The sequence below is a fragment of the Cellulomonas sp. EB106-03-03-XG116 genome (assembly GCF_058792015.1).
Map to the genome: position 1 here is coordinate 19,065 of NZ_JBYTEP010000013.1, position 20,389 is coordinate 39,453.

General features: G+C 76.9%; 17 protein-coding genes and 1 pseudogene. 11 read left to right on the top strand and 7 right to left on the bottom strand.

From position 1 onward, the window contains the following. Positions 1 to 15 precede the first annotated feature (15 nt). The 6 genes from tatC (at position 16) to AC3WUG_RS07505 (ending at position 9,915) form a co-directional block, all read left to right on the top strand. Complete coding sequence (gene tatC / locus AC3WUG_RS07480) at positions 16 to 837, top strand: twin-arginine translocase subunit TatC (RefSeq protein WP_492327115.1); 822 nt, start codon at positions 16 to 18, stop codon at positions 835 to 837. Next, complete coding sequence (locus tag AC3WUG_RS07485) at positions 834 to 1,760, top strand: diacylglycerol/lipid kinase family protein (RefSeq protein ID WP_492327100.1); 927 nt, start codon at positions 834 to 836, stop codon at positions 1,758 to 1,760. The genes tatC and AC3WUG_RS07485 overlap by 4 nt, the downstream gene beginning before the upstream one ends. A 10-nt stretch (positions 1,761 to 1,770) precedes the next feature. After that, positions 1,771 to 4,641 (top strand): DEAD/DEAH box helicase, encoded by a 2,871-nt coding sequence (locus AC3WUG_RS07490; protein ID WP_492327101.1) that lies wholly within the window; start codon positions 1,771 to 1,773, stop codon positions 4,639 to 4,641. Between the two features lie 65 nt (positions 4,642 to 4,706). After that, positions 4,707 to 6,413 carry an amidohydrolase gene (locus AC3WUG_RS07495; protein WP_492327102.1) on the top strand — a complete coding sequence of 569 codons (1,707 nt, stop codon included), beginning with the start codon at positions 4,707 to 4,709 and terminating at the stop codon, positions 6,411 to 6,413. A gap of 1,139 nt (positions 6,414 to 7,552) precedes the next feature. Next, positions 7,553 to 9,118 (top strand): apolipoprotein N-acyltransferase, encoded by a 1,566-nt coding sequence (gene lnt / locus AC3WUG_RS07500; protein ID WP_492327103.1) that lies wholly within the window; start codon positions 7,553 to 7,555, stop codon positions 9,116 to 9,118. Continuing rightward, complete coding sequence (locus tag AC3WUG_RS07505) at positions 9,115 to 9,915, top strand: polyprenol monophosphomannose synthase (protein ID WP_492327104.1); 801 nt, start codon at positions 9,115 to 9,117, stop codon at positions 9,913 to 9,915. Before lnt ends, AC3WUG_RS07505 begins: the two co-directional genes overlap by 4 nt. A 126-nt stretch (positions 9,916 to 10,041) precedes the next feature. Here the strand turns inward: AC3WUG_RS07505 and AC3WUG_RS07510 are convergent, their stop codons facing one another. From AC3WUG_RS07510 to AC3WUG_RS07520, 3 genes are all read right to left on the bottom strand, one after another. Beyond that, positions 10,042 to 10,386, bottom strand: a complete 345-nt coding sequence (locus AC3WUG_RS07510) for an RNA polymerase-binding protein RbpA (RefSeq protein WP_147793582.1) — start codon at positions 10,384 to 10,386, stop codon at positions 10,042 to 10,044. 253 nt (positions 10,387 to 10,639) lie between these two features. Then, positions 10,640 to 11,740 (bottom strand): carboxylate-amine ligase, encoded by a 1,101-nt coding sequence (locus AC3WUG_RS07515; protein WP_492327105.1) that lies wholly within the window; start codon positions 11,738 to 11,740, stop codon positions 10,640 to 10,642. Positions 11,741 to 11,841: 101 nt separating this feature from the next. Beyond that, entirely contained in the window at positions 11,842 to 12,132 is a 291-nt protein-coding gene (locus tag AC3WUG_RS07520) for a DUF4287 domain-containing protein (RefSeq protein WP_492327106.1), read from the bottom strand. Positions 12,133 to 12,355: 223 nt separating this feature from the next. Between AC3WUG_RS07520 and AC3WUG_RS07525 the strand changes: the two genes are divergently transcribed. Then, a complete protein-coding gene (locus tag AC3WUG_RS07525) occupies positions 12,356 to 12,844 on the top strand; it encodes a hypothetical protein (RefSeq protein WP_492327107.1) in 489 nt (162 codons plus the stop codon). A 20-nt stretch (positions 12,845 to 12,864) separates the two neighbouring features. Here AC3WUG_RS07525 and AC3WUG_RS07530 read toward each other — a convergent pair whose 3' ends face one another. Both AC3WUG_RS07530 and AC3WUG_RS07535 read right to left on the bottom strand, forming a co-directional pair. Further along, on the bottom strand, positions 12,865 to 13,074 hold the full coding sequence (locus AC3WUG_RS07530) for a helix-turn-helix domain-containing protein (protein ID WP_431837181.1): 210 nt from the start codon (positions 13,072 to 13,074) through the stop codon (positions 12,865 to 12,867). Then, on the bottom strand, positions 13,074 to 13,565 hold the full coding sequence (locus tag AC3WUG_RS07535; RefSeq protein ID WP_492327108.1) for a DUF2975 domain-containing protein: 492 nt from the start codon (positions 13,563 to 13,565) through the stop codon (positions 13,074 to 13,076). Before AC3WUG_RS07535 ends, AC3WUG_RS07530 begins: the two co-directional genes overlap by 1 nt. A 110-nt stretch (positions 13,566 to 13,675) precedes the next feature. Here AC3WUG_RS07535 and AC3WUG_RS07540 point away from each other — a divergent pair, with 110 nt between their 5' ends. The 3 genes from AC3WUG_RS07540 (at position 13,676) to AC3WUG_RS07550 (ending at position 18,921) form a co-directional block, all read left to right on the top strand. Beyond that, positions 13,676 to 15,190, top strand: a complete 1,515-nt coding sequence (locus AC3WUG_RS07540; RefSeq protein ID WP_492327109.1) for an outer membrane protein assembly factor BamB family protein — start codon at positions 13,676 to 13,678, stop codon at positions 15,188 to 15,190. A 40-nt stretch (positions 15,191 to 15,230) separates the two neighbouring features. After that, positions 15,231 to 16,430: an epoxide hydrolase family protein gene (locus AC3WUG_RS07545; RefSeq protein WP_492327110.1), complete on the top strand. Its 1,200-nt coding sequence runs from the start codon at positions 15,231 to 15,233 to the stop codon at positions 16,428 to 16,430. Between the two features lie 106 nt (positions 16,431 to 16,536). Continuing rightward, complete coding sequence (locus AC3WUG_RS07550; RefSeq protein ID WP_492327111.1) at positions 16,537 to 18,921, top strand: ATP-binding cassette domain-containing protein; 2,385 nt, start codon at positions 16,537 to 16,539, stop codon at positions 18,919 to 18,921. Positions 18,922 to 18,992: 71 nt separating this feature from the next. Here the strand turns inward: AC3WUG_RS07550 and AC3WUG_RS07555 are convergent, their stop codons facing one another. Together AC3WUG_RS07555 and AC3WUG_RS07560 are read right to left on the bottom strand one after the other, a co-directional pair. Then, positions 18,993 to 19,403, bottom strand: coding sequence for a RidA family protein (locus AC3WUG_RS07555; protein WP_492327112.1), 411 nt, complete (start codon positions 19,401 to 19,403; stop codon positions 18,993 to 18,995). Between the two features lie 83 nt (positions 19,404 to 19,486). Next, complete coding sequence (locus AC3WUG_RS07560) at positions 19,487 to 19,846, bottom strand: nuclear transport factor 2 family protein (protein ID WP_492327113.1); 360 nt, start codon at positions 19,844 to 19,846, stop codon at positions 19,487 to 19,489. A gap of 301 nt (positions 19,847 to 20,147) precedes the next feature. Between AC3WUG_RS07560 and AC3WUG_RS07565 the strand changes: the two are divergent. Continuing rightward, positions 20,148 to 20,389, top strand: a pseudogene (locus tag AC3WUG_RS07565) (patatin-like phospholipase family protein); the annotation flags it as partial.

Below are 20,389 nucleotides of genomic sequence, written 5' to 3' on the forward strand. Positions count from 1 at the left end.
GACCCCGAGGGCCGGATGCCGCTGCGCGAGCACCTGCTCGAGCTGAGGAAGCGGCTGTTCCTGGCCGCGATCGGCCTGGCGGTCGGCGCGGTGGTCGGCTGGTTCCTGTACGAGCCGGTGTTCGAGCTGCTCCAGCAGCCGCTGCTGGACACGGCCGCGGGTCGCGACGGCCGGGTGTCGGTGAACTTCGCCGGCCTGGCCAGCGCGTTCGACATGCAGATCAAGGTCGCGCTGTTCCTCGGCGTCATCGTGTCGAGCCCGTGGTGGCTGTACCAGCTGTGGGCGTTCATCACGCCCGGGCTCACCCGCCGGGAGAAGCGGTCGGCGGTCGGGTTCCTCGCGGCCGCGGTGCCGCTGTTCCTGGCCGGCGCCGGCCTGTCGGCGTGGACGCTGCCGACCGCGGTCAAGGTGCTGACGGACTTCACGCCGGAGGGCGCGTCGAACTTCATCGACGCGCAGGCCTACCTGAGCTTCGTCATGCGGTTCGTCCTGGCGTTCGGGCTGGCGTTCGTGCTCCCGGTCGTCATGGTGTGCATCAACCTGGTCGGCCTGGTCCGGGCGAGCACCTGGGCCAGGGGCTGGCGCTGGGCGGTGCTGCTCGCGTTCGTGTTCGCCGCGGTGATGACGCCGACGCCGGACGCGATCACGATGATCGTCATGGCGCTGCCCATCTGCGGGCTGTACTTCGCGGCGCTGGGCGTGTGCGTGCTGCACGACCGGCGCGCGGACCGGCGGCTGGCGGAGGCCGAGCGCGCCGGCGGCGGCGCGGGCTTCGGCGGGACCGGCACCGGCACCGGGACCAGCACCGGCACGGCCGACGGGACGCTCGCCACGTGAGCCACCTCGGGGTCGTGGTGAACCCCGTGGCGGGCAAGGGACGCGGGACCGGCGTGGGGGCGGCGGTGCTGGACGCGCTCCGCCGCCGCGGGCACCGGGTGGAGGACCTGACGGCCCGGGACCTGCGGACGGCGACGGCGCACGCCCGCCGCGCGGCCGTCGCGGGGCTGGACGCGCTGGTGGTGGTCGGCGGCGACGGCCTGGTGCACCTGGGCGCGAACGTCGTGGCCGAGACGGACCTGCCGCTCGGCATCGTCGCCGGGGGCACGGGCAACGACGTGGCGCGCGCCCTCGGGCTGCCGCGCGGGGACGTCGCCGCGTCGGTCGGGGCGATCGAGCGCGCGCTGCTCACGGGGCCCCGCACGATCGACGCGGTGCGGGTGGGCTCGCCCGCGCAGGCGGCCCGCGAGTGGTACCTGGGCGCGCTGTCCTGCGGCATCGACGCGGCGGTGAACGCCCGGGCCAACGCGCTGTCCTGGCCGCGCGGCTCCGCCCGGTACGTGCGCGCGCTCGTCCCCGAGCTGCGGGCGTTCCGCCCCTACGGGTACCGGCTGACCACGGACGAGGGCGTGTGGGAGTCGGCGGGCACGGTGGTCGTCGCGGCCAACGGCCCGTGGATCGGCGGGGGCATCCGGATCGCGCCCGGCGCCCGCCTGGACGACGGGCTGCTCGACGTCGTGGTCGCGGGCCCGTTCAGCCGCGCCGGGGTCGTGCGGATCTTCCCGGGGATGTACGCCGGCCGGCACGTGCGGCACCCGCAGGTGCAGGTGATCCGGAGCCGCCGGGTGCTGGTGGAGCCCGCTCCGCACCTCGGCGGGACCCCGCCCGAGGCGCACGCCGACGGGGAGCGGATCGGCGCGCTGCCGCTGCTGGCGGAGGTCGTGCCGGGCGCCGTCCGGGTGCTGGCGGCCGACCCGACCTAGGGTGGTGCGCGTGGCACGACGCAGCACGGCACGCACCCCCGAGCCCGACGAGCTGTCCCCGGCCGAGCGGTACGCCGCCGCGCGGCGCCGGGCGCAGGCCGAGAAGAGCGAGCTCGCCCGGTTCCGGCAGCTCCTGGACTTCCCGCTGGACGACTTCCAGGTGGAGTCCTGCGAGGCGGTGGAGCGCGGCAGCGGCGTGCTCGTGGCGGCCCCGACCGGGGCGGGCAAGACCGTCGTCGGCGAGTTCGCGGTGCACCTCGCGCTGGCCACCGGCCGCAAGGCGTTCTACACGACCCCGATCAAGGCGCTGTCGAACCAGAAGTACCACGACCTGGTGCGGCGGTACGGCGCGGACCAGGTCGGCCTGCTGACCGGCGACACCACCCAGAACGGCGAGGCGCCGGTGGTCGTCATGACCACCGAGGTGCTGCGCAACATGCTCTACGCCGGGTCGAGCACGCTCGACGGCCTGGGGTACGTCGTGATGGACGAGGTGCACTACCTCGCGGACCGGTTCCGCGGCCCGGTGTGGGAGGAGGTGATCATCCACCTGCCCGACGACGTGCAGCTGGTGTCGCTGTCCGCCACCGTGTCGAACGCCGAGGAGTTCGGCGACTGGCTGCGCACCGTCCGGGGCGACACCGCCGTGGTGGTGAGCGAGCACCGGCCGGTGCCGCTCGGCCAGCACGTGCTGGTCCGGGACGACCTGCTCGACCTGTACGCGGGGCACGTGGACCCGACCGCGCCGGGCAAGAACCCGCCGATCAACCCCGAGCTCGCGCACCTGCTGCGCCGGGCGGAGCGCGCGTCGGACGCGCCGCACCGCGGACGCCGGGGTGCGGGCGACCGCGGGTTCCGGGGCCCCGGCGGGCGGCGGCCGGGCGGCGGACCCGGCGGCGGGCCGGGCGGCGGGGGTGGCCCCCGGCCGGTCCCGCGCCCCGTCATGGTCGACGTCCTCGACGAGGCGGGTCTGCTGCCGGCGATCGTGTTCATCTTCTCCCGCGCAGGCTGCGACGCCGCGGTGGCGCAGTGCATCGCGGGCGGCCTGCGGCTGACGTCCCCGGCGGAGGCGGAGGAGATCCGGTACATCGCCGAGACCCGGTGCGCCTCGATCGCGCCGGAGGACCTGGACGTCGTCGGCTACTGGGGCTTCGTCGACGCGCTGGTCCGCGGCGTCGCGGCGCACCACGCCGGGTTGCTGCCGGCCTTCAAGGAGACGGTCGAGGAGGCGTTCGCCCGCGGGCTGGTCAAGGTCGTGTTCGCGACCGAGACGCTGGCGCTGGGCATCAACATGCCCGCGCGCTCCGTGGTGCTGGAGAAGCTGGTCAAGTGGGACGGCTCGCACCACGTCGACATCACGCCGGGGGAGTACACCCAGCTCACGGGCCGGGCGGGGCGCCGCGGGATCGACTCCGAGGGCCACGCGGTCGTGCTGGGGCGCGGCGACCTCGACCCGATGGCGCTGGCGGGCCTCGCGTCGAAGCGGCTGTACCCGCTGCGCTCGGCGTTCCGGCCCACCTACAACATGGCGGTGAACCTCGTGGCCCAGGTCGGCCGCGTCCGGGCGCGCGAGGTGCTGGAGACGTCGTTCGCGCAGTTCCAGGCGGACCGCGGGGTCGTCGGGCTCGCTCGGCAGGCGCAGAGCCACGCCGAGGCGCTCGAGGGCTACGCCGAGGCGATGACCTGCCACCTCGGGGACTTCGGCGAGTACTTCGCGCTGCGCCGCGAGCTCTCGGACCGGGAGCGGGGCGTGCACCGCGCGAGCGCGGCGGCCCGGCGGCAGCAGGCGGCGGAGAGCCTGCAGGGGCTGTCGGTCGGCGACGTCGTCGCGGTGCCGAGCGGCCGGCGGTCCACCTACGCGGTGGTCGTCGACCCGGGCACGCACGGCGGCTTCGAGGGCGCGCGGCCCATGGTGCTCACCACCGAGCGGGAGGTGCGCCGGCTGTCGGTGCAGGAGGTCGGCGACGGGATCCGGGCCGTCGGGCGGCTGCGGGTGCCGAAGGGCTTCTCGCCGCGCGCCGCCTCGCACCGGCGCGACCTCGCGGCCACGCTGCGCGGGGAGATCAACGCCGGGAAGATCACGGGGGCCGCGCCGAGCCGCCGCCGCGGGCGCGCCGTCGCCGAGGACGAGGACGAGGCGATCGCCGCGCTGCGCCGCGAGCTGCGCGCGCACCCGTGCCACCAGTGCCCCGACCGCGAGGAGCACGCCCGCTGGGCGGAGCGCTGGTCCCGGCTGGAGGGCGAGCACCGGGCGCTGGTCCGGCGGATCGAAGGCCGGACCGGCTCGATCGCCGTCGTGTTCGACCGGATCTGCGAGGTGCTCGACTCGCTCGGCTACCTGGCGACCGACGACGACGGCGGCACGGTGGTGACCGACGAGGGCCGCTGGCTGCGCCGGATCTACGCCGAGAACGACCTGCTGCTCGCCGAGTGCCTGCGCCGCGGCGCGTGGGCCGAGCTCGACGTGCCGGGGCTCGCCGCCGCGGTGTCAGCCGTCGTGTACTCCGCGCGCCGGGACGACCGGGACCGCGGCCCCGCGGTGCCGGGCGGGCCGTCGAGCCGGCTGGGGATCGCCCTCGACGCGACGACGCGCATCTGGTCCGAGCTCGACGACCTGGAGAGCGCGCGCCGCATCGAGTCGACGCAGCCGCTCGACCTCGGCCTGGTCGCGCCGGTGCACCGGTGGGCGGCCGGGCGCGGGCTCGACGCGGTGCTGCGGGACGCGGACCTCGCGGCCGGCGACTTCGTGCGGTGGTGCAAGCAGGTCGTCGACGTGCTGGACCAGGTCGCGAAGGCGGCCCCGGACGCCCGGCTCCGGGAGACGGCGCGGAAGGCGGTGACCGCGGTGCGCCGCGGCGTCGTGGCGTACGCGGGGACCTGACGGGGCGGGCGCCCGGCGGCGGACGCCCGCGGGCCGCCCGTGACCTGCCCGGTTAGGGTGCCCGCGTGAGCACCACCCTGTACCGGGGCGGTGCGGTGCTGACGCCTGCCGTCCTCGCCGCGCCCGCGACCGCCGACGCCCACTCCGCCCTGCTGGTCCGGGACGGCGCGATCGCGTGGGTCGGCGGCGCCGACGAGGCCGACGGCCTCGCGGCCGCAGCGGACGAGGTCGTGGACCTCGGTGGCGCGCTGGTGACCCCCGGGTTCGTCGACGCGCACGCGCACGTGCTCGACACCGGGCTCGTGCGGTCCGGCGTGGATCTCGGGGCGTGCGCCTCGCTCGCGGAGGTGCTCGCGGCCGTGCACGCGGCCGCCACCGGGCCCGTCGGGCGGCGGCTGGCCGCGGACGGCGCCCCGCTCACCGGGTGGGGCTGGGCGGAGGACGGCTGGCCCGAGGGCCGCCCGCCGACCCGCGAGGAGCTGGACGGCGCCGCGGGCGGGGCGCCGGTGTACCTCGGCCGGGTCGACCTGCACGCGGGCGTCGTGTCGACCTCGTTCGCCGAGGTCCTCGGCCTGCGCGACCGACCCGGGTGGCGCGCGGACGGGCTGGTGACGGGGGAGGCGCACGCAGCGGCGCGCTCGGCGCTGCGAGACCTGCCCGCCGACGTCCGGGACGCCCGGTACCGCGGCGCGCTCGAGGCGGCCGCGCGGGCTGGTGTGGTGGCTGTCCACGAGCAGAGCGCCCCGCACACGGACACCCGGGCGGGCCTCGCGGCGCTGCTCGCGCTGACGGCGGACCCGGCGTCGGCGCTGCCGCTGGTCGTCGGGTACCGCGCCGAGCTGTGCGAGACCGCCGACGACGTGCGCGCGCTCGCCGCCGCGGTCCCGGGCCTGGCCGGCGTGGGCGGGGACCTGGCCGCCGACGGCTCCCTCGGCAGCCGGACGGCCGCGCTGCGCGCCCCGTACGCCGACGCGCCCGACGGCTGGCCGCACCCCGCGGGCCGGCTCGACCTCACCGCCGAGCAGGTGAGCAACCACGTCGCGTCGGCCACCCGGGCGGGGTTGCCCGCGGCGTTCCACGTCATCGGCGACCGGGCGCTCGACGAGGTGCTGCTCGGGTTCCGGGTGGCCGCCGAGGTCGAGGGCGTCGACGCGGTGCGCGCCGGCGGGCACCGGCTCGAGCACGCCGCCATGCTCGACGCGCCGGCGCTGGCCGCGCTGGTGCTGCTCGGCCTGACGGCGTCGGTGCAGCCGGCGTTCGACGACGCCTGGGGCGGCGACGACGGGATGTACGCGGCGCGGCTCGGACGCGGACGGGCGGCGTCCCTGCACCCGCTCGCCGACCTGCGCGCGGCGGGCGTCCCGCTCGCATTCGGGTCCGACACCCCGGTGACGCCGACCGACCCGTGGGGCGCGGTCCGTGCCGCGGTGCGGCACCGGACCCCGGACCAGCGGCTGCCGCTGGCGGCGGCGCTGGCGGCGCACACGCGCGGGGGCTGGGCGGCGGTCGGGCGTGCGGGCGGGAGTGTGGCCGGGGGTGCGGGCGGGCGCGTGGCAGGGGCGGTCGGTGGCACCGCCGGGGACCCGGGCGGCGGCGCCCCGGTGCCGGGCGTGCTCGCCGTCGGCGCGCCGGCGCACCTGGCGGTGTGGCGGGTCCCCGACGGGACGGCCGGTGCCGGTGGCGTGCTGCCGGCCCTGCGGGACGACGAGCCCCTCCCGGAGTGCGTCCGCACGGTGCGCGCGGGCGTGGTGCTGCACGACGCCCTGGGGTGACCCGCCGGAGTCAGGCGCCACCCCGCGCGCACCCCGCGCGGCGCGCCCGTGCGCCTCGCGCGGCGCGCCCGCACCCCGCGCGCCTCGCCTGCAACCCGCGCGCGTGGCCTGCACCTCGCGCGCACCTCGCGCGGCGATCCGGCCCCTGCGCGGGCGCCCGTCGCCCGTCGCCGGACGTCCGTCGCTCGTCGGCCGCGTCGTCGAGCGCGGTAGATCCAGCCGACCGCGCCCGCCCCAGCCACCGCGCTCGCCGGGACCGACCGCGCTCGGCGGGACCGACCGCGCTCGGCGGGACCGGCTGCGCTCGGCGGGACCGGCTGCGCTCGGCCGGGGCGGGGCCGGCCGCGCTGGGCGCCGACGCAGCGCGCGCGGGAGCGGCGGCCGGTGCGCCGCGTGGACCCGCCCAGGTCGCGCGGACGGGTGAATCCGCTGCTCCGCGCGGGACGGCGCGTCACCCGGTCGGCCCCGGGACGGGCGCCCGCGGGCGCCCACGCGACACGCCGGACGACACGCCGGACCGTCTCGACCATCTGGACAAATCCGACAGTCCTCGACGCGCCTGCCGACCTGCGGGGACGCCCCCGGGCGGCCTCGCGGGACCCTTGACACCCCCCACCGTTTCGATAGGTTCTCCGCAGTGGTCCGGCAGAGGCGCCGCTCGGTGAGCGCCCCAGGGGGTAGGACGCCCGGACCACGCCGGGCTCCGACCAGGCCCGCGTGTTCACTAGAGAACGGGCACCGCCCCAGGCGGTGTCGTGCGGTACGAAGGACACGCGGGCCGGTCGGTCGGCCCCGCCCCGACGGGGGCGACCCGGGCCGGCGCGCCGGCTGACGCGCGGACGCCGTCACCCACGGCCGGGACACCCGCCGGGTTGGCCCGCTGACCCGCGGCCCGGATGCCCGCGGCCCGGAGACCTGCGGCCCCGAGACCTGCGGCCCGGAGACCTGCGGCCCCGAGACCTGCGGCCCGGAGACCTGCGGCCCCGAGACCTGCGGCCCCGAGACCTGCGGGCCGGAGCTCTGCGGCCCGGAGCCCCGAGGCCACAGTCCGGAGACCGCGCCCCCGACACCCCCGGCCGCGCGCGCCGGGCACCGCCGCGTGGCACCGGACGGACAGCCGGGTGCCGTACCCTGGCGCGGTGCCGCTCCGTGACCCCTCCCGCTGGTGGAGCGCGGTCCTGGCGGTCCTCGGCGGCCTGCTGACCTGGGCCGCGTTCCCCGACCTCGGCTGGTGGTACGCCGCCGCCCCCGGGATGGCCCTGCTCTTCCTCGCGATGCGCCGCGACAGCGCCCGGTGGAACGCCCTGCTGGGGTTCGGCTGGGGCCTGGCGTTCTTCGTGCCGCTGCTCACCTGGGCGGACGTCGCGGTCGGCGCGGTGCCGTGGATCGCGCTCTCGGTGGCCGAGGCGGGCTTCGTCGCCCTGTTCGGGGCCGCGTGGACCTGGGCGCGCCGCGGCGAGGCGGTGTGGCGCCGCGCGTCGCTGCAGCTCGTGGTGTTCGTCGTGCTGTGGGTCGCGGTCGAGGAGCTGCGCGGGATCTGGCCGTTCGGCGGCTTCCCCTGGGGTCGGCTGGCGTTCTCGCAGGCCGACTCCCCGGTGCTGGCCCTGGCGCGGCTGGGCGGCGCGCCGCTGGTCTCGGCGGCCGTGGCGGCGGCGGGCGCCGCGCTCGCGCTGGCCTGGCTGGCCGCGCGGCGGTTCGCGCTGCTGCCGATGCTCGGCCGGGTCGCCGTCGCGGTGGCGCTGGTCGTGGTCGGCCTCCTCGTCCCGATGGGCACCCGCGCCGAGGACGGCACCCTGACCGTCGGGGCCGTGCAGGGCAACGTGTCCGAGCCCGGCCTGCACGCCTTCGACAACCGGCGCGAGGTCCTCGACAACCACCTCGCGGGCACGTACGCGCTGCTCGACCAGGTGGAGCCGGGGGAGCTGGACCTGGTGCTGTGGCCGGAGAACGGCACCGACATCGACCCCGAGGTCGACGCGCAGGCCGCCGCCGACATCGACGCCGCCGCGCAGGCCGTGGGTGCGCCGATGCTGATCGGCACGATCCAGTACCCGGAGGAGGGCGGCCGGTACAACACGTCGCTGCTCTGGGAGCCCGGCGTCGGACCGGTGGCGTCGTACTCGAAGCAGCGGCCGGCGCCGTTCGCGGAGTACATCCCGCTGCGCAGCCTGGTCCGTCCGTTCTCCTCGGCCGTCGACCTGGTGCAGAACGACATGCTCGCCGGCACCGAGCCGGGCGTGGTGCCGCTGGAGTCCGCCCGTCTCGGCCGGACCGTGCAGATCGGCGACGTCATCTGCTTCGAGGTCGCGTACGACGGGATCGTCCGGGAGAGCGTGCGCGAGGGCGCCGAGATCCTGGTGGTCCAGACGAACAACGCGTCCTTCGGCTACTCGGCGGAGTCGACCCAGCAGCTCGCGATGGCCCGGCTGCGCGCCGTGGAGCTCGGCCGCGCGACCGTGCAGGTGAGCACCGTCGGGGTCAGCGCCGTGATCGCGCCGAACGGCACCGTCGCCCAGGACACCGAGCTGTTCACCGCCGACCAGCTGGTCGCCCGGCTGCCGCTGCGGCAGTCGCTCACGCCCGCAGCGGTGCTCGGCGCCTGGCCGAGCGGGGTCGTCGGGGCGCTGGCGGTCGTCATGACGCTCGCCGGGATGGCCGGTGCGCGGCGGACGCGCCGGGACGACCGGCCGGAGGGCGCCGCGTGACGGCCGACCCCGGGACTCCTCGGCAGGCCGGGCGGGTGCTCGTCGTCGTCCCCACGTACGACGAGCGCGACAGCCTGCCCCGGGCGCTGGCGGCGCTGCGGCTGCACGTCCCGGACGCCGACGTCCTCGTCGTCGACGACGCGTCGCCCGACGGCACGGGGGAGCTGGCCGAGCGGATCGCCGAGGCCGACGCCCGGGAGCGCGGTCGGACCGCGATCCAGGTGCTGCACCGGACCGGCAAGCAGGGCCTGGGCACCGCGTACGTCGCGGGGTTCCGGTGGGCGCTCGAGCGGGGCTACGACGCCGTGGTGGAGATGGACGCCGACGGGTCGCACCGCGCGGAGGACCTGCCGCGGCTGCTGGAGCGGGTGCCGGACGCCGAGCTGGTGATCGGCTCGCGCTGGGTCCGCGGGGGCCGGGTGGTGAACTGGCCGCTGCACCGCCAGCTGCTGTCCCGCGGGGCCAACACGTACGCGTGGCTGGCGATGGGTCTGCCGGTCCGGGACGCCACCGCCGGGTTCCGGGTGTACCGCGCGGGCGCGCTCGGGGGGCTCGCGCTCGGCGAGGTCGCCTCGCACGGCTACTGCTTCCAGATCGACATGGCCTGGCGGGTCCTGCGGGCCGGCGGGCGCGTGGTGGAGGTGCCGATCACGTTCGTGGAGCGCGCCGAGGGCCGGTCGAAGATGAGCCGGTCCATCGTCGTCGAGGCGCTGGTGCGCGTCACGGTGTGGGGGGCCCAGGAGCGTGCGCGGCAGGTGCGCGACCTCGTGCGGCGCGCGGCGGGCCGCCGGGGCTGACGCCGCGCCCGGCACCCGCGCGACCACAGGACCACCTCCGCCGCCTCCGGCCGCACGCGCCGGGGACGACGACGGGCCCCGCACCCGAGGGTGCGAGGCCCGTGCTCACGGCCGTCTCCGGGACGGTCAGGCGCTCCGGCGGAGCTTGCCGGCACGCAGCAGGTCGAGGCGCTCGTCGAGCAGCTCCTCGAGCTCCTTGATGGTGCGGCGCTCCAGCAGCATGTCCCAGTGGGTGCGCGGGGGCTTGGTGGCCTTCGGCTCGGGCTTGGACGCGTCGCGCAGCAACGCCTCCTCGCCGCACCGGCACTCCCACACCACCGGCACGTCGGCCTCGACCGAGAACGGCAGGATGATCGTGTGCCCGTTGGGGCAGTCGTAGTACGCCTGGAGACGCGGGGCGAAGTCGACGCCCTCGTCCGTCTCCATGCTGTGGGACCCGATGCGCATACCGCGCAGGGACCGGTTCGACATCAGGGACCTCCGTGCCTTGACATACCTTGACTTGCCTGGACGTGCAGACGTATCGCTTGTTCGGTGGGGTCAACGTCCGGGGACCGTTCAGTGTTCCAGTGTGGCGTGAAGGTCCCGTGAACGCGCGGCGAGCGCGGGCGGGTGACCCTGCGCACACCCGGCACGGGCGGAGTCCGCGCAGGTCAGCGCCCCGACACCGCGGTGTCGCGTGCGTCACGCCGGGCGCCGGTGCGCGCCGCGGCCGGTCCGCCCGTCAGGCGAGCGTGCTGCGCACCGCCCGCCGCACCAGCTCCGCGTCGTCCGCACCCTCGTGCCGCCACCGCCGCTGCTGCTGCGCGCCGTTGCCGCGGCGGAGCAGCGCCTCCAGGTGATCGCGCACCCAGGGCAGGTCGCCCGTGCGCTCCAGCGCGGGGGTCACGTGCCGCAGGAGCTCGTCGACCGCCAGCGCCGCGGGCACCGGGCGCGCCGTCAGCGGGCTCACCAGGTCGCCCGTCAGTCCCGAGCGCGCCGCCCGCCAGCCGGCCACGCGCACCTCCTCGGCGCGCGGCTGCGCACCGAGGTCGTGGTCGCCGCCGTCGACCGCGGTGTCGGCCAGGCCGCGCACCAGTGCGCCCAGCAGGACCGCGTCCTCCGGATCGAGGCAGACGTCGGCGACCCGCACCTCGACGGTCGGGTAGCGCGCGGACAGCCGGGCGTCGAAGTACACCATCCCGGTGTCCAGGATGGTCCCGCTCTCGACCAGCGACCGCACCGTCTCGCGGTAGGTGGCGGCGTCGCCGAACGGCGCGGTGGCGCCCGCGGTCGGCCACCGCCCCCACACCTGCGAGCGGAAGCTCTCGTAGCCCGAGTCGTCGCCGCGCCAGAACGGGCTGTTCGCGGACAGCGCGAGCAGCACGGGGTTCCAGCGCCGCAGGTGGTCGACGACGCGCACGCCCTCCTCGTCGTCGGCGACCTCCACGTGCACGTGGCACCCGCAGGTGAGCTGGTCGCGCGCCGTCTGCGCGAACGCGGCGGCGATGTCCTGCGCGCGCCGGTTCACGACGACGGTCGGCTCGACGTCCTTGGGCGACGTGGCCAGCGCGACGATCCGCGCGCCGGCGTGCTGCGCCGAGGAGTCGGCGTGCCAGCGTCCCGCGCGCACCTCCTCGAGGAGCGCCGTCAGGTCCGCGCAGGGGTGGGTGGACGTCTCCACCTGCTCCTGGGCGAACTCCTTCTCCAGGTTCCCGCCCGGCTCACCCGCGTCGTCCTGCCCGTCCTGAGACGACGCGTGCTGCAGCACGGCCGCGGCGACGGCCCGGGGTGAGCCGTCCTCCGCCACGAGCAGGAACTCTTCCTCCACACCGATCGTCCTCACGCGGGCAGTCTGACCGGCCCGCTCGCATCTGTCCTGCTGAGCGGCCTGCGGGACCGCGGACGGCGTCTCCCGCGTGCGGCGGGTGCGTGCGCCCCCGTGGCTCAGACCGGCTTCGTGGCCCGGCCGTCGAGCCAGAGGGTGTCGGACTCGTCACGGTGGCTGCCGGTGGTGCCCACGTGCTTCGCGTCGATCCGCGGGCCCTTCGTGATGACGTGCACCAGCGCCATCGCGTGCCCGCGGCCCAGGCCGTAGTCCTCGGCGAGCCAGGCGACGATCGCCCCGGCCTTCACGTCGGCCCCGTCGAGCCCCTTGGCGTGCGCCTCGTCGACGAGCTGGCGCGGCGTCCTGCCGGTCTTGTCCTCGATCGCGTCGAGGTAGGCCTGGAACGACATCGGTCGGGTCCTCTCGGTGCGGGCGGTCTGCCGCCGCCGAGTGTGCCAGCCCGGCTCGCCGGGGCGGCGTGGCGCGCCGGTGCGCCGCGCGTGCCGCGCCGGCCGGCCCACGGCCCGCGCCATCCGGCCCGGGCGTCAGCGCCCCGTGCGGATCGGGCGGCGTGGCCGTTCGGGTTCCGTCAGGACCGCCGCCGGCGGGCGGCTGCGGGTGCACGGTGGAGGCATGAGCGCGACGGTGCGGCACGGCGGGCGGCCCGGGGACCTGCGGACGGGCGACGGGCGGGCGGACAGCGGGCGGGCGGACGCGGGGTCGGGCCCGCGGGGCGCCGCGCCCGACGCCCCGCGGCAGGACGCGATGACCGACGACGAGCTCGCCGCCGTCGTCCGCGTGCTCCTGGTCGCCGCGGCGACCCTGCTGGGCGTGGCGGCGGCGGCCTGGTGGCACGTCGGCCCGTGGCTGCCGACGGCGGTCGGCGCGGTGGCCGTCGCGGTGCTCGGGCGGCGGATGCCCGTGCCCCTCCTCGCGCTGGCCGCGTTCCTGGCGTGGTGCACGGTCACCGGCTTCGCGACGAACGCCGAGGCGGAGCTGACCTTCGACGCGTCCGACGCGGCGCGACTCGGCACGCTCGCGGCGGCGGCGCTGGTCGGCCGGTCCGTGCTCGGCCGGGTGGTGCCGGGCCCCGGGACCGGGCGGACGCGACGCCGCGGTTGACCGGACACGGCCCGCCGCGCTCAGTCGTCCTCGACCCACTCCAGCAGGTCGCCCGGCTGGCACTCCAGGACCCGGCACATGGCGTCCAGCGTGCTGAAGCGGACCGCCTTGGCGCGGCCGTTCTTGAGCACGGCCACGTTCGCGGGCGTCAGGCCGACCCGCTCGGCGAACTCGCCGACGCTCATCTTGCGGCGGGCCAGCTCGACGTCGATGCGCACGACGATCGGCATCAGATCACCTGGTCCATGTCGGTGCGCAGCGCGGTGGCCTGGCGGAGCAGCGCGCGCAGCACCAGCAGCACCAGGGCGACGACGGTGACGACGGCGGTGGCGAGGAAGAGCAGCATCGGCAGGCCGGGGTCGTCCGCGTGCACGCCGACCCAGAGCAGCACCGCGACGAGCACCAGCCAGCCCGCGGCCACGGCCCAGACGATGGCGTCGACCCAGCCGAGCGAGGCCTCGGTGAAGATCCGGTCGCGGCGCACCAGGGTGAGCAGCCGCCAGGTCGCCACGATGACGACCTGCACGCACAGCACCCAGAACACGGTGATCGCGGTCGCCGGCCAGCGCAGGGCGGCGTCCTCGGGGTTCTGCTCGGCGAGGTACCGGAACTGGCCGGGCAGCGACAGGGTCTGGAACACGAGCAGGATCCCGAAGAGCACGACGAGGGCGATGCGGAGCAGGGCGGTGGCCCAGCGGTCGAGGGTCATGGCATCGAGCATCGCTCGGAATCTATCGAATAGCAATAGATCGCGGGGACCCGCACACCCCGTCCACCGTCGGCGCACCGAACGCCCGCACGCACCGCCCCGCAGGCCGTAGGTTGCCGTGCATGGCCGGCCAGGAGGCGATGCAGGAGGTCGAGCTCGGCGAGGAGCCGGGCGCCGCCGCCGCGAGCGCCGACCGGCGCGTCGAGGCCGCGGGGGACGCCCGCCGGCGGGCGCGGCGGCGGGCGCTGCTGCGCTGGTGGCCCGCGGGCGTCGTGGCGGTCCTGGCCGTCGTCGCCGTCCAGGTGGTGCAGGACGCGCGGGAGCGGGACCGGGTGACCGCGGCCCGGGACGTCGAGGGCGTCGTGCGGTACGACGTCGGGCCCGAGCTGCGCACCGTGCCGCTCGGCGACGCGGAGCCCGACCCGCGGCTGTCGGGCGGGGTCCGCGCGGGGGGCCTGCGGGTGGCCGGGGAGGCGATCGACTTCGGCCGGCCGCGGGCCGTCTCGGCCGTGGACGCCCGCAGCGGGGCGGTGGCCTGGCGGACCGAGGTGGAGGCGCAGGCGGAGGCGACCGCGCAGCCCACGATGCGGCCGCCGGAGTGCTGGGCGGGTGACCGGTCCGGGACCGCGGCCGGGTCCGTGACGCGGGTGCGGTGCCTCGTGGCGGACCGTCCGGCCACGCTCACGGGCGACGGCGGCTGGCGCGAGGACCCGTCGACCCGCAGCCGGCTGCTCACGTTCGACGCCGCGTCGGGCGCCCTGCTCGCGGAGCGGGTGGTGGCGCGGCAGACGGCGGCGGCCGCGGACGACGCGCTGCTCGTGCTCGGTGAGGTCCTCGACGAGCGCACCGTGCGGATCAGCGCCGAGGACGTGGCGACGCAGGAGCCGCTCTGGTCGACCGCGCTCGTCGACCTGCTGGTCGACCCGGTGTACGAGCCGCACCTCCAGCTGGTCGACGACCACGTGCTCGTCTGGGTGGGCGGGCGCCAGCGCGTGCTCGGCTCGGCCGACGGCGCCCTGCAGGCGGAGGGGACGCAGGTGTGGTCCGGGCGCGCGGGCGGCCTGCTCGTGCAGGACGGCGACCCGGGCTCGGTGCGGCTGGCGGGGCCCGACGGCACCGGGACCGCCGTGGTCCCCGCGCTGCCGGTGCAGCTGGCCGTCGACGACGGGTCGGTCCCGGGGGTCGAGATCCTGTCCGCGCTGGTCGGCGGCGACCGCACGGTGCGCGCGGTCGAGGCGGGCTCCGGCCGGACGCTGTGGCAGGTGGGGCTGGACGGGAGGGCGGACGGGACGGCCCTGCTGCTCGGGGGCGTGCTCTACGGCGTCGACACGACGGCGGCCTGGGCGGTCGACGCCCGGGACGGCCGGCCGCTCTGGCGCGCCGCCCGCGAGGTGGGCCCGGACGGCAGGCCCGTGCGCCGGGACGCGGACGTCCGGCTCTCCCCGCTCACGGACGGCCGGTCGCTGCTGCTGGTCGAGCAGGACCAGGGCGGCGGCGGCCGCCTGGTCGCGTGGTCGCTGCGCTCGGGTGCGGAGCGGTGGCGGGTCCCGCTGCCGGCGGAGGCGGACGGGTGGGCGTACGTCGTGGACGGGGTGCTGTACGGCGGGGGCGAGCGTCCCGTCCGGATCGGCGGCTGACCCCTCCCGCGCGGGGGAGGGGTCGCCCTACGGTGGCCCCATGTCGCCCGTCGACCACGGCCCCGCACCCGCGACCCCCGAGCGGTTCGCACCGCGCGCCGACCCCGCGGCGCTCGACGACCTGCGCCGCCGGCTGCGCGCCACCCGCTGGCCGGACGTCCCCGAGGACGCGGGCTGGTCGGCCGGGGTGGACGTCGCCTGGCTGCGCGACCTGGCGCGGACCTGGGCCGAGGACTTCGACTGGCCCGCGCGCGAGGCGGAGCTGAACCGGCTGCCCCGGTACCGGGTGCGGGTCGGCGGGCTCGGGATCCACGTGGTGCACGCCCGGGCGGTGGGCGCGCCCGGGCCGGCGCTGCCGCTGGTGCTGACGCACGGGTGGCCCGACTCGTTCTGGCGGTTCTCGGAGGTCGTCGACCTGCTCGCCGACCCCGGCGCGCACGGCGCGGACCCCGCCGACGCCTTCGACGTCGTGGTGCCGGACCTGCCCGGCTTCGGCTACTCCGACCGGCCCGCGGCCGCGCTCGACTCCATCGCGGTCGCCGGGCTGTGGGCCGAGCTCATGACGACGCTCGGCTACGACCGGTTCGGCGCCGCGGGCGGGGACATCGGCAGCCACGTCACCCGCTACCTGGCGCTCGACCACCCGGACCGGGTCGTCGCGGTGCACCGCACGGACGCCGGGATGCCGGGGCCGCACCTCGACCCCGCCGCGGTGACCGAGGAGGAGCGCGCCTGGCTCGCCGAGGGGGCGCGCTGGGTCGCGACGGAGGGCGCGTACGCGATCGCGCACCGCACCAAGCCGGACACGCTGGCGGTCGGGCTGACGGACTCGCCCGCGGGCCTCGCGGCCTGGGTCGGGGAGAAGCTCCGGTCGTGGAGCGGCGGGGGCGGCGACCCCGAGGGGGCGCTCACCCGCGACCAGATCCTCACGAACCTGACGATCTACTGGCTGACCGGCACCATCGGGTCCTCGATGCGGATGTACCGGGCGAACGCGGCGATCCCGCCCGAGCAGCTGGCGCGACGCGTCGAGGTGCCGTCCGGGTTCGCGATCTTCGCGGGCGACGTCGTGCGGCCGCCGCGCGCGTGGCTCGAGCGGAGCGCGAACGCGGTGCGGATCACCGAGCCGCCCCGGGGCGGGCACTTCGCCCCCGTCGAGCAGCCCGAGGTGTACGCCCGGGAGCTCCGGGAGTTCTTCCGGCCGTTCCGGGCGGGCGCAGGCGGGCCGGCCGGGTCCTGAGATCGCCGCCCGCCGGCACGCACCGGGCGGGGCGGTCCTTGCGCGCGACCGCGCCGCGCGGTCACCCTGGTGCGCCAGCGCTCGCGACATCCCGGACGGAGACCCCATGACCGCCACGCGGACGGAGGCGGCGACGACGCCGCACGTCGCCGACAGCCACGACCTGATCCGCGTGCGGGGGGCGCGCGAGAACAACCTCAAGGACGTCGACGTCGACCTCCCCAAGCGCCGGCTCACCGTGTTCACCGGGGTGTCGGGCTCGGGCAAGAGCTCGCTGGTGTTCGCGACGATCGCCGCCGAGTCGCAGCGGATGATCAACGAGACGTACAGCGCGTTCGTGCAGGGGTTCATGCCGACGCTGGCCCGCCCGGACGTCGACGTCCTCGACGGGCTGACCACCGCGATCATCGTCGATCAGGAGCGGATGGGCGCCAACCCGCGGTCGACCGTCGGCACCGTGACGGACGCGAACGCGATGCTGCGGATCGTGTTCAGCCGGCTCGGGCAGCCGCACATCGGCTCGCCGCAGGCGTTCTCGTTCAACGTGGCGTCGGTCAGCGGCGCCGGCGCGGTGACCTTCGACAAGGGCGGCGTGCAGACCAAGGAGCGCCGGGAGTTCAGCGTCACGGGCGGCATGTGCCCCCGGTGCGAGGGGCGCGGCGACGTCCAGGACTTCGACCTGACCCAGCTGTACGACGCGGACAGGTCGCTCGCCGGCGGCGCGCTCACCGTGCCCGGCTACACCATGGACGGCTGGTACGGGCGGATCTTCGCCGGCAGCGGGTTCTTCGACATGGACAAGCCGATCCGCGACTTCACGAAGCGCGAGCTGTCGGACCTGCTGCACAAGGAGCCGACCAAGATCAAGGTCGAGGGCATCAACCTCACCTACGAGGGGATCATCCCGAAGATCCGGAAGTCGATGCTCGCCAAGGACGTCGACGCGATGCAGCCGCACATCCGGGCGTTCGTCGAGCGGGCCGTCACGTTCACCACCTGCCCCGACTGCGGCGGCACCAGGCTCAACGAGGGCGCGCGGTCCTCGAAGATCCGCGGCATCAGCATCGCCGACGCGTGCGCCATGCAGATCAGCGACCTCGCCGCGTGGGTGCGCGGCCTCGACGAGCCGTCGGTCGCGCCGCTGCTGGAGGCGCTGGGGGAGACCCTCGACTCGTTCGTCGAGATCGGGCTCGGCTACCTGTCGCTCGACCGCCCCTCCGGGACGCTGTCCGGCGGCGAGGCGCAGCGCACCAAGATGATCCGGCACCTCGGGTCCTCGCTCACCGACGTGACCTACGTGTTCGACGAGCCGACGATCGGCCTGCACCCGCACGACATCCAGCGGATGAACGAGCTGCTGCTCCGGCTGCGGGACAAGGGCAACACGGTCCTGGTCGTCGAGCACAAGCCCGAGGCGATCGCCGTGGCGGACCACGTGGTCGACCTGGGCCCCCGCGCGGGGTCGGGCGGCGGCCAGATCGTGTTCCAGGGCACGGTCGACGAGCTGCGGCGCAGCGGCACGTTGACCGGGCGGCACCTGGACGACCGGGCCTCGCTCAAGCCGGCCGTGCGCGAGCGGTCGGGGGTGCTGGAGGTGCGGGGCGCGTCGTCGCACAACCTCCGGGACGTCGACGTCGACCTCCCGCTCGGGGTGCTCACCGTCGTCACCGGCGTGGCCGGGTCGGGGAAGTCGTCGCTGATCCACGGGTCGGTGTCGAAGCGGGACGGCGTGGTCGCGATCGACCAGGGCGCGATCCGCGGGTCGCGGCGCAGCAACCCCGCGACGTACACCGGGCTGCTGGAGCCGGTGCGCAAGGCGTTCGCCAAGGCCAACGGGGTGAAGCCCGCGCTGTTCTCGGCCAACTCGGCCGGCGCGTGCCCGACCTGCAACGGCGCGGGCGTCGTGTACACCGACCTCGGGATGATGGCCGGCGTCGCCACGACCTGCGAGGAGTGCGAGGGCCGCCGGTTCCAGGCGTCGGTCCTGGAGTACACGCTCGGCGGGAAGGACATCAGCCAGGTGCTGGCCATGTCGGTGACCGAGGCGGAGGCGTTCTTCGCCGAGGGCGACGCGCGGACCCCCGCCGCGCACGCGGTGCTCGACCGGCTCGCCGACGTCGGCCTCGGCTACCTCAGCCTGGGCCAGCCGCTCACGACGCTGTCCGGCGGCGAGCGGCAGCGGCTCAAGCTGGCGACGCACATGGGCGAGAAGGGCGGCGTGCTGGTGCTCGACGAGCCGACCACCGGCCTGCACCTCGCGGACGTCGAGCAGCTGCTGGGGCTGCTCGACCGGCTGGTCGACTCCGGGAAGTCGGTCATCGTGATCGAGCACCACCAGGCCGTGATGGCGCACGCCGACTGGATCGTCGACCTCGGCCCGGGGGCCGGGCACGACGGCGGCCGGGTGGTGTTCGAGGGCACGCCGGCGGAGCTCGTGGCGGCGCGGTCGACGCTCACCGGCGAGCACCTGGCGGCGTACGTGGGGGCGTGAGCCCGCGCGGCACCGCGGTCGGGCGGCCACCGGGCGGGAGCCCGTGCGGCTCCCGACCCGGCGCGCCGAGATCAGGTGGCGGGCGGCGGCACCGAGGCCACGGCCTCGACCTCGACGAGCACCCCCGGCCGGGACTCCGGCACGGCCACCACGGTCACGGCGGTGCGCCGCCGGCCCCACACCGCCGCGCTCGCCTCGTACGCGGCGGTCGGGTCGACGCCGGCGGTGAGGAAGATCCGCAGGATCGCCACGTGGTCGGCGTCCGTGCCCGCCTCGGCCAGCACGGCGAGCACGTTGCGCAGCGCCTGCTCGGTCTGCGGGCCGAGGCCGTCGAGCAGCGTGCCGTCGGCGTCGACCCCGTTCTGGCCGCCCACGTAGAGGGTGGGGCCCGCGGGCAGCACCATCCCCTGCGCGAAGGCGGGGCTGCGGGCCACGCCGGGCGGGTCGACCGGGACGGGGCGTGCGTCGGGCTGGGTGGACATCATCGGCTCCCTGTCGTCGGAGGGGACCAGCATCCTCCCGACCACCGACACGCGACCCGTCCCCGCGGGCCCGCCGGGCCGGGTCAGTCCTGGACCAGCATGGTCCAGAGCCGCGCGATCCGGTCGTCCCGGACCTCCGCGACGTCGATGCCCCGCACCACCGGTTCCTGCCCGGGCGGCCCGAACTGCCAGGCGAGCAGCGCGAGGTCCTGCGCCCGGCGCACCGGCCCGTCCGCGGAGAACGCGGACCCGGGGGCGCCGTCGAGCAGGCCCTGCGCCTTGCGGTGCACCGCGTCCCAGCCGGACACCGTCTCCTCGGGGTCGGAGAACACGACGTCCCGGGTGTAGGTGTCCTCGATCGCCACCCGCCGCCGCTCGGGGTCGCGCTCCCCGAACACCCGCCGCAGGTTCGCGTCCATCAGCTCCTCGATGCGGTCGGCCACGCGCCGCCCCTCTCCTCGCGCTGGTGTCCGGCCGTGCTCCGGGCAGACACGGCGCACGCTACCCCCGGCGGGCGGGCGCGCGGGAGGGGCGGCGCCGGGGGCCGGGCTGCCGGGGGCCGGGCTGCCGGGGGCCGGGCTGCCGGGGGTGCCGGCGTGGCCCGGGTCGAAATCCGTCGCGCGGGAGGCGGGTCAGGACTAGCGTCCGCTGCTCGTGACGACCCCCGCACCGGCGCCCGCGCCGTTCCCGCTCCCCGCCGGCGACGGCGACGGCGGGCCCGCACCGCGCCCCGGCGACCGCGCCCTGGTGCTGGGCGGCGGCGGCTCGACCGGCAACGCCTGGTTGCTCGGCGTGGTCGCCGGGCTCCTGGACGGCGGGTTGGACGTGACCGGCGCCGACCTCGTGGTCGGGACCTCCGCCGGGGCGACCGCCGCGGCCCAGCTCGCCGGGGCGGGCGCCGCGGGGCCGTACGCCGCCGCGCTGGCGCCGCCGCCCCCGCGCACCGGAGCCCGCGGCGCGCCCGGGCCCGCCGGTGCCCCGAGGCC